The organism is Thomasclavelia sp. (assembly GCF_017889095.1).
In the GTDB taxonomy this organism is placed as follows: domain Bacteria; phylum Bacillota_I; class Bacilli_A; order Erysipelotrichales; family Coprobacillaceae; genus Thomasclavelia.
In genome coordinates, this window is record NZ_JAGHEW010000174.1 from 1 (window position 1) to 9,638 (window position 9,638).

Consider the following 9,638-nt stretch of genomic DNA (forward strand, 5'->3'; position numbering starts at 1 on the left):
GAAGTAAACTGTGCTAATTGTTTTGAGGTTGCTTTTGGTGCAATCACAATAAAATAATATAATATTGATAAATGCCTACTCAATGTTATTTTCACATTTTCCCTCCTCATTTCTAGTGTAAGCTAATTTTATTACAATTATACTATACTAAAATAATTTGGAAAACAAAAAAGAGGTCAATTTCGACCTCTTTCATTATCTACAAGTAAGACCAGCTGCTTCTTGTTCTTTGATAGTTTCATCTAAAGAAATATAAGCAACTTTGTTACCATCAGTAGAAGTAATCACACCAGCATCAGCTAATTGATTCATATCAGCTTCTTCATAATTAATTTCTACATATAAAGTAATGATAGTTCCTCTAGTAACATATTCAGCTGTTACACCATCTAATGATCCATAATCAATGTTGATTGATTTAACATACGACTCTAAATATTCAATCGTTGTATTTTCATCAATTAAACTAGTAACATCATATTCAATTACAGCTTCCATTGTACTTACTTTGTCATTAGCTGCTTCGATCGTAGTTGTATTTGTAGTCAACTCATCAATATTGCCTTTACATATAGTTGTAGTTTTATTACTAGTATCTTTTTTTGTAACTGGTTCTTCAGTAGTTTTTTCTTCGCTAACATCTTTTTTAGTTAAGTTTTTTTCAATGCCGCTACTACATCCAGTTATAACTAATGCAAGCATCAGCATACCTAATAGCTTCTTCATGTCTTCTTTCATTTCCTATTAAAAGACGATTATTACATATCTTTGTTTTAACTATTAGTATCAATAATATTTAATTATTTTATATTATCTACTTATCCTAAAATAATAAAATTATTTACAAGTAAGACCAGCTGCTTCTTGTTCTTTAATAGTTTCATCTAAAGAAATATAAGCAATTTCTTTACCATCTGTAGAAGTAATTACACCAGCATCAGCTAATTGTTCCATATCAGCTTCTTCATAATTGATTTCTACTTCTAAAGTAATAATTGTTCCTTCAGTAGTGTATTTAGCAGTTACACCATCTAATGAACCATAATCAACATTCATTGATTTAACGTATGATTCTAAATATTCAATTGTAGTAGTATCACTAACTAAACTAGTAACATCATATTCAATTGTAGCTTTCATAGTACTTACTTTGTCATCAGTTGCTTCGATTGTAGTTGTATTTGTAGTCAACTCATCAATATTTCCTTTACATACAGTAGTAGTTTTTTCACCACCACCGCTACATCCAGTTACAACCAATGCAAGCATTAACATACCTAATAATTTTTTCATAATTTTCCCTCATTTCTTAATCTAAAATCTACTCTTATCATACCATTTTTTCACAATAATAGATACTAATTTACCGTTTTTTTACAACTTTTTTCCAATAATATCACAAAATTATGATATTATTAACTAATTTTAATACTATCTTATTAGCGTAACTTCCATAAAAAGCAATAATAAATAATCATATCCTGCTACTAAAATCAAAGATATGTTTCTATATTCAAAATAAAGAAAAAGATCACAAAAAAACAACTATCTTCTTTTCTAGATAGTTGTTTTATATTTATCTATTTAATAACATTATTGCTTAGCTAGGATTTCTTTTAACTCATCTTCACTAAATTGATATTTAGTGTTACAAAATTGACAACAAAGTTCAGCACCATGATCTTCTTCGATCATCGCTTTTAATTCGTCTTTACCTACAGTTATTAAAGCATTTGCCATTTTTTCCTTTGAACAATCACATTCAAAGCATAAATCCTGAGTTTCGGTTATTTCGACATCAGGAAATAATGATTTAAGAATTTCTTCTGGTGATTTACCATCATTAATTAAACTAGAAACTGGTGGACAGTTTTTTACTGCTGCTTCAATATAATCAATATCTTCGTCAGTTGCATCAGGGAATAATTGAATAATGAAACCGCCAGAAGCCAAAACCTCATTAGTATCATTAACTAATACCCCTAAAGAAACAACCGAAGGTGTTTGTTCACTAACAGCAAAATAATAGCTAAAATCATCACCAATTTCACCAGTTTGTAACGGAACAGAGCCGGTAAATGGTTCTTTTAGCCCCATATCTCTAATCACTTGAAGAGTTCCCTGATTTCCTACAGCTACACCTACTGCTAACTTACCAGTATCATTATAAGTATAATGAACTTCACCATTACCAACAAAACCTTTAATTTTTCCATCACCATTAGTAACTGTCATCATTGTTCCAATTGGTCCACCACCATTAATAACTACGGTCATTTTTTCATTGTTTTTATTCATTTTCGCCATCATTAATGAAGCTGACATCATTCTTCCTAGAGCTGCTGATGCTGTTGGCCATAAATTATGATGCTTTCTCGCTTCTTCAACTAAATCAGTTGTTTTACAAGCAAAAACTCGACAATTCTTACTATTTACAATACCTCTAACTAAATAATCTTTCATAAACGCTCCCTATAAAAATATCACAATCGATGATAAAATCATCGGAATCAACATTGATAAAATAATAAAATATATAAAAATCTTTTTTGCTTTACTACTCATATCTATATCCTTTAATATATGAAAAAAAGCGACAAGCGCTTTTATTTCATTTCATCTAATAAATCATCAACATCATCGAATGTTGGATGGTTAGAAGAAGGTGTATCATCTTTAATTTCAACATCTCCATTACCATCATGACGATCTAACATTTTACCAGTATTGAATAAAGATTCAATTTGTTCACCAGCTAATGTTTCATATTCCAATAATGCTTCAGCAATAATTGAAAGTTTATCTTTATTAGCAAGAATAATTTCTTTAGCTTTAGCATAACACTCATCAATAATCTTACGAACTTGAACATCAATTTCATAAGCAATTTGACCAGAATGTGAATTGTTATGTTGTGTATAATCACGACCTAAGAAAACATTACCTTGACCTGAGTCATATTTAATTGGTCCTAAATCTGACATTCCTAATTCAGTAACCATTAATCTAGCAATTCTTGTTGCTTGTTCAATATCGTTATGAGCACCAGAAGTCACATCACCAAAGAATACTTCTTCAGCCACGCGGCCACCCATAAATCCAGCAATATTGGCTTTTAATTGTCCTTCAGTTTGGAAATAAGTTTCCTCTTTTGGAGTCATTAAGTTATAACCACCAGCCTGTCCACGAGGAATGATCGTAACTTTTTGCACTTTATTGGCATCCTCTAAAGTTAATCCTAATACCGCATGTCCAGCTTCATGGTAAGCTACTAAACGACGTTCTTTTTCGGTATATTTACGTGATTTTTTAGCTGGTCCCCCCATTACTCGGTCAACCGCTTCATCAATATCTGCCATTGAAATAACTTTATGATTTTCACGAACTGCTAATAAAGCAGCCTCGTTTAATACGTTTTCTAACTCAGCCCCAGAAAAACCAGGTGTTCTTTGCGCAATATTAGAAAAATCAACATCAGGAGCAAACTTTTTATTACGAGCATGCACTTTTAAAATTTCTGTACGCGCATTTTTATCTGGGTTAGCTACTTGAATTTGACGGTCAAAACGACCAGGACGTAACAAAGCAGGATCCAATACATCTGCGCGGTTAGTAGCAGCTAAAATAATGATTCCTTCATTACCGCTAAATCCATCCATTTCAACTAGTAACTGGTTTAATGTTTGTTCTCTTTCATCGTGGCCACCGCCCATACCAGTTCCTCTTTGGCGACCAACAGCATCAATTTCATCTATGAAGATAATACATGGTGCCGTTTGTTTAGCTTTTTTAAACATATCACGAACACGACCAGCACCAACACCGACGAACATTTCTACGAATTCAGAACCTGAAATTGAATAAAATGGGACACTTGCTTCACCAGAAACGGCACGAGCTAATAATGTTTTCCCAGTACCTGGTGGACCAACTAATAAAACCCCTTTAGGAATTCTAGCACCCATTTGAGCAAATTTCTTTGGATTCTTTAAGAATTCAACTAATTCTTGTAACTCTTCTTTTTCTTCATCAGCACCAGCAACGTCATTAAAACGTGTTTTTTGATTTTTCTCTAATTTAGCTCGAGAATTACCAAAATCAAATGCTTTAGCATTGCCACCGCCTTGTCCCATCATCTTGAAGATTACATACATACCTCCAAGTAATAAAACATACGGCAAAACACTAAGAATTACTCGTAAAAAGACCCCTTGATCATTTGAATCTACGATTGTAGTATCAATATCTTTATCGCTTAACAAAGCCGTTAAAGACTGTAATTCTTCTTCTGTATTAGGGATCGTAGTTGTAAATTCAACTGTTTTCTTTTCCCCTTTTTCTTTCGTTTCATATTTACCCGAAACGTCAACAACTAAAGATGATGGTACGATTTCTACTTCAGTAACATCCTCTTTTTGGATAACTTCCACAAATTCGTTGTATTTAATTTCTTTATTATTACCTTGATTCATATAGGTAACAAAAACACCAATTAAACATAAAACGACGACCCATGGAAGAATCGATTTTACTAATCCACTTTTGTTCATATACTCTCCTTACTTATAACAATCTTCTTTTAATATACCTACATATGGCAATTGTCGATATTTTTCATTGAAATCTAATCCATATCCTACGACAAAAGCATCTGGAATTTTAAATCCAACATAATCAGCTTTCATATCAAAAACACGACCTTCTTCTTTATCAAGCATTGTGACAATCTTAACACTATTTGCATTACGCTTCAAGAGCATTTCTTTAACATTAAATAAAGTTTTACCAGTATCTAAAATATCTTCAACGATCAAGATATTTTTTCCACTAACATCTTCCTTTAAATCCTGTTTAACAACTAATGTTTTTGATTTAACACCATCATAACTGCTGACATCCATATAATCAAAACGCGCATCAATTTCTAAGTATTTTGACAGTTCAGCCAAAAAAGGAACTGACCCTTTTAACAGCCCAACTAATAATACTTCTTTTCCTTGATAATCATGGTTAATTTGTTTAGCCAAATCCTGGCATTTTAAACTTATTTCAACACCACTAATTAAAATTTCTTTTATATCCTTATGCATCTTTTTCACTCCTAGTCATGTTCATAATTTTACCACATATAAATTAGGTTTTAAATATAAATACCTAATATTTTTTGCTAGATGACTAATCAAAACAATCTCACCACGATTATTAACAACTAACGGCCAAGTAGCTCTTAACTGACGGGGAATTTTGTTATCGATAAATAAACGCGAAACTTTTTTAGTTCCTCCTGCCGTAACAATAACATCACCTGGTCGCATTGTTCTAATCTCAATTGGAAATTCATCTTCAGCTAGATAAATACCTTCATTTAAATGACCTTCTCCACTTAAATAAAAGTATTCTTGAAAATCATAGCATAAATGTTCATATTTAAAACAATACTCTTTTTTTGTTTCATTTCTAGCAACACGTATATTATTATACTCTTTTATGAACCTAATATTAACGGGTAAAGCCATATTTATATTTGGTTTTGAACTTTTGATTTGTTTAATAATTTCATCAATCAAACTTTCACTAATCATTGGCGGATAAACTAGTTCTTTAACTATTTCATAAATAAAACTGTCTAATAACGTTTCTGGAATAATCGTATAATCAATCTTTCCTTGATCATGATATAATTTAAGATATTTTTGTAATTCTTGATAGCACTCCAGATATTTTCGATTATGAGAGTTAGCCCATTGTAATAGTTTAGCCACTTTTAAGTCATTGTAATCTTTTAAAACAACATTTCTAACATAATCACGAGTAAATTCCGTTTGAAAATTAGTATAATCATCACGATAACTTACTTGATGAGCATGACAGTATGAGCGCAGTTTATCTTTTCGATATGCTAAAAGCGGTCTAATCACTGTCATTTTAAATACCTCACTAACCTCTTTAATACCAAGATAACCTTTAGTATTATGACGTCTTTTTTGCATTACGATCGTTTCAATTACATCATCTAAATGATGAGCCAAAATAACTTGATTAGTATTATATTGCTTTCCTATTTGATGATAAAAACGATAGCGTAAGATACGAGCCTGCAACTGAAAGTTTTCTTTGCCATAACTTTTAGGATCAATTTCTCTTATCAAACAAGGAATTTGATTAGCTTTACAATAATTACTAACAGTTTTTTCATCAAGATCACTATCATATCTTAAATGATAATTAACATGACATACAATTAGATGATAACCCGCTTGATGTAACATATCTAATAACGCCATTGAATCACAACCGCCGGAAACACCAATTATATAGTTTTGTTCTTTATTAAGCAGTCTGTTAAAGCTCTCCATTACTTTCCTCCAATTATCTTTATCATTATAGCAAATAATTAGTCCATTAATAAAGCCTTTTTTACGTTTGCGAAAAAAAGTTCAAGTCAAGATGACCTAAACTTTTTACCATCAAGTTTTATTTTCAACCAGTTTAATAACAACAATACTAATATCATCCAAATTACTTTCCTGCAATACCTGATCCATTAAAAAAGTGGCAATTTCCTGTGGATGTTTATCCATAAATAACCTGGCATTATCACTAATTATTTTTTCAAATCCCTTACCAGTACCATCACTAGACATGATGATAATATCATCACTTTGTAATAACATATCATAACTTATCATCTTCAATTTAGAAACAACACCAACCGGTAAAGAATTAGTTGTAATCTTTTCAACAATTCCTTTTCTAATATGATAACTAGGATTAGCACCATATTTAATCATTTTCATTCTCGCACTAGCTAAGTTAATATTGCATAAATCTAAGGTCGTAAAAACATCATTACGATTTTTTATTTTCAATAACGAATTAACGGAATCAATTGTATCTTTCAAGCCAATTCCATTTAAGATTAATTTCGATAAAACTTCTAGTGTTAATTTACTTTCCGTTTCTGCCATTTTCCCTTGACCCATACCATCACTTATTGCCAAATAATGTAAATTATCATGATGAAAAACGCTAAAAGAATCCCCACAATGAAGCGGCTGTAAAGCATATTGTTGGAAACCATATTGTAAAGTATAGTGCTGCTGATGTTTTAATACTAATGAAGTATAACCTAAATAATGCATTCGATCCTTCAATGACACGATTTCTAAACTTTCATTTAAAAATGCTTCAATAATTGGAACCAATTCATTAACTACTTCATCTTTACTAATATCCAGCAAACCAATTTCTAATGTATATGAGTGCATCGAAATCTGATGGCGATATAAATAGGTAATATTAAACTGATAAGCTAATAAATGTTCTTTTAAACTATCTTCACCTAAAGGAATTTGTTGCAAAGAATCACTAAAGTTATCAAAAACATCACTTAATAACGAAAATTCATAAAATAAATCTTTCTTTAAATGAAAGTTCTCCTGATTTACTCGTTTAATTTTATCATAACTATCTTTATACTCATTGATTGCAGCTAAAAATTTATCTGGATTAATACAATTACGTTCAATATATTCCAAGTCCCGTTGACTATAACGATCTTTAAACCCTTTATTAATCAGTTTGCCTAAACGTCCCACACTGCCATCACGATAAAAACAAAGATCCCGGCTAGAACAGTGACTACAAACATCTTCATAGACATAACCAACAAACTCACCAACATTAACATCACGATTAGCTTCTTGAAAAATCGTTGTTAATTGTTTAAATAATGAGGCAAATGTATTAGCTCTTTGAATCAAGCGATTACGACTAGTTACACTTTTATATTCCTCGCTTAAAACTTTGGGCTTTTTTTTCAAGCTGGGAACAAGTAAAAATAATGTCGCACTAACAACAATTACGAAGCTATGATAAAAATAATCATATGTAATAAAAAACGGCAAAATCAAATGACTCAATAAATATCCACTCGCTAAAATAAGTTTATTATTAGGTTTATACATAAAGAAAATAGTAAAGGGAAGGATCAATGATAATATCTCATCTTTTAAATATGAATTCATAAACATTAGTACAATTGATATATATAAGATTGTGGGCATGGTACTATTTATGCCTAAATAATAAACACTAAGCAATAAATAAAATCTTAACAATATCATTGTATAAACTTGATTAATTTCTAATAAAGAAATAATCGCTAACATGATCATAATTGATAGAATCATCATTCTTTTATTAGTATAAACCTCAATTGTATTATGGACAAAAAGAGGGATTACTTCTAGGTATAGTAAGCTATGTAATATAGTAAAGGATAGTATAACTGAAATTTCAACATAATCATATTGAAATAAATATAGACAAATCAAACTTACCAAAGTAATTATCAGGGCTAAATATTTACTTTTGATAAATTTTAAATACATCATCATTTGCATTAAAATGATACTAGCAAGGGAGACTATCACTACCACATAGCTTTGATTGGATATATAGGTCGCTAATATTAATGCCAACAAGTAAGCAATTATACTGCGATATCCACATGGATAGGATATTACTAGCATTGGCAGGACAAAGCAAAGTGATGTATCATAAATTGTTACTAAACCTAAAAGGAGGGTTAGTCCAAAAATTGATAAATATGTCATTTGGGTACTAACTATTTTTTCTTTTGCTTTCGCTATTGTCAAATCCATTACATTCACCTCATAGTCAAGATTATAGTTAGTATCAAATAAATATTTTGTCATATTTTTTATTATTTAAAAAATATCTTAATTCTAAAATTACTAATAAAACGACACAAAACAAATTTTAAATAACTAATATTAATGATATTAATTAAAAAAGCGTTTTTAAAATGTCTAACACACATTAAAACGCTCTTTTCATAGCTTTAAAAATATTTAGCTAATGAACCAATAATTTATCTAAATCATCTATATCATTGATTTGTTCAATATTAGCTAATGCATTTAACATCATTTCATAACTGCTTCTATTTACCGTTTCTTTGATCTTTTCTGTTATCTCCATTTTCTTTGATAACATCATTAATAATATCTCAGCTCGTTCTTCAGATCTTCCTTCATTATGTACCTGTCTTCTAAATTCTTTGATTGACTCACACATCTCTACTTCTCCTCCTTTACTTACTTTACTGTTTTCTTCCATGATCTTTTTCAATGTTTCATCATCCACCAGATCCACCAGACTTGCTACGATCTCTAAGGCATCTTTTGATAATATCAGCCCTTTTAATATTTCGTCATTTCCCTTATAGCGATAAACTAGCTGGATCGTTTTTACCAACATATAATTATCTCTGTTTTTAAAATTATGATAATCCAGGTCAATTATATCAATGATTTCTATTTCCCAGTCATTTGATCCTTCATTTAACATACCAGGTATTTTTAGCAGCTGATTTATTGCCCCATCTTTTTTCTCCCCAGTTGATCACTTTACTATATACCGGGATTAAATTTTCGATTTTCCGATTTGGACCTAGCAGACGGTTGTATACTGCCAGGTCATAAGTAGCATCCCTTATTGGCATTGTTTTATCAAGTTTGGTCTGATTTTCTAAACCAATTAAAACATCATGGTTTTCAATAATACAGTGATAAATGATATCACGTCTTCGATCAAGGATTATGTTTCCAAAA

At 30.5% G+C, this 9,638-nt stretch carries 8 protein-coding genes and 1 pseudogene; all 9 read right to left on the reverse strand.

What is annotated here, in order from left to right:
* Positions 1 to 195: 195 nt before the first annotated feature.
* Positions 196 to 726: a DUF1307 domain-containing protein gene (locus J7M77_RS07550; protein ID WP_296877224.1), complete on the reverse strand. Its 531-nt coding sequence runs from the start codon at positions 724 to 726 to the stop codon at positions 196 to 198.
* 111 nt (positions 727 to 837) lie between these two features.
* Positions 838 to 1,293, reverse strand: a complete 456-nt coding sequence (locus tag J7M77_RS07555; RefSeq protein WP_296877225.1) for a DUF1307 domain-containing protein — start codon at positions 1,291 to 1,293, stop codon at positions 838 to 840.
* A 300-nt stretch (positions 1,294 to 1,593) separates the two neighbouring features.
* Entirely contained in the window at positions 1,594 to 2,463 is an 870-nt protein-coding gene (hslO, locus tag J7M77_RS07560; RefSeq protein WP_296877226.1) for an Hsp33 family molecular chaperone HslO, read from the reverse strand.
* Positions 2,464 to 2,606: 143 nt separating this feature from the next.
* On the reverse strand, positions 2,607 to 4,550 hold the full coding sequence (gene ftsH / locus J7M77_RS07565; RefSeq protein WP_296877227.1) for an ATP-dependent zinc metalloprotease FtsH: 1,944 nt from the start codon (positions 4,548 to 4,550) through the stop codon (positions 2,607 to 2,609).
* A gap of 9 nt (positions 4,551 to 4,559) precedes the next feature.
* Positions 4,560 to 5,090, reverse strand: coding sequence for a hypoxanthine phosphoribosyltransferase (gene hpt / locus J7M77_RS07570; RefSeq protein WP_296877228.1), 531 nt, complete (start codon positions 5,088 to 5,090; stop codon positions 4,560 to 4,562).
* A 21-nt stretch (positions 5,091 to 5,111) separates the two neighbouring features.
* Entirely contained in the window at positions 5,112 to 6,356 is a 1,245-nt protein-coding gene (tilS, locus tag J7M77_RS07575; protein WP_296877229.1) for a tRNA lysidine(34) synthetase TilS, read from the reverse strand.
* A gap of 111 nt (positions 6,357 to 6,467) precedes the next feature.
* Positions 6,468 to 8,666, reverse strand: a complete 2,199-nt coding sequence (locus J7M77_RS07580; RefSeq protein ID WP_296877230.1) for a SpoIIE family protein phosphatase — start codon at positions 8,664 to 8,666, stop codon at positions 6,468 to 6,470.
* Between the two features lie 214 nt (positions 8,667 to 8,880).
* Positions 8,881 to 9,375 carry a hypothetical protein gene (locus J7M77_RS07585; RefSeq protein ID WP_296877231.1) on the reverse strand — a complete coding sequence of 165 codons (495 nt, stop codon included), beginning with the start codon at positions 9,373 to 9,375 and terminating at the stop codon, positions 8,881 to 8,883.
* Positions 9,365 to 9,638, reverse strand: a pseudogene (locus tag J7M77_RS07590) (hypothetical protein); the annotation flags it as partial. The gene J7M77_RS07585 and the pseudogene J7M77_RS07590, both read right to left, overlap by 11 nt.

Coding starts and splice junctions, on each gene's coding strand:
- J7M77_RS07550 (WP_296877224.1), bottom strand. CDS start 726: ATGAAGAAGCTATTAGGTATGCTGATGCTTGCATTAGTTATAACTGGA.
- J7M77_RS07555 (WP_296877225.1), bottom strand. CDS start 1,293: ATGAAAAAATTATTAGGTATGTTAATGCTTGCATTGGTTGTAACTGGA.
- hslO (WP_296877226.1), bottom strand. CDS start 2,463: ATGAAAGATTATTTAGTTAGAGGTATTGTAAATAGTAAGAATTGTCGA.
- ftsH (WP_296877227.1), bottom strand. CDS start 4,550: ATGAACAAAAGTGGATTAGTAAAATCGATTCTTCCATGGGTCGTCGTT.
- hpt (WP_296877228.1), bottom strand. CDS start 5,090: ATGCATAAGGATATAAAAGAAATTTTAATTAGTGGTGTTGAAATAAGT.
- tilS (WP_296877229.1), bottom strand. CDS start 6,356: ATGGAGAGCTTTAACAGACTGCTTAATAAAGAACAAAACTATATAATT.
- J7M77_RS07580 (WP_296877230.1), bottom strand. CDS start 8,666: ATGGATTTGACAATAGCGAAAGCAAAAGAAAAAATAGTTAGTACCCAA.
- J7M77_RS07585 (WP_296877231.1), bottom strand. CDS start 9,375: ATGTTAAATGAAGGATCAAATGACTGGGAAATAGAAATCATTGATATA.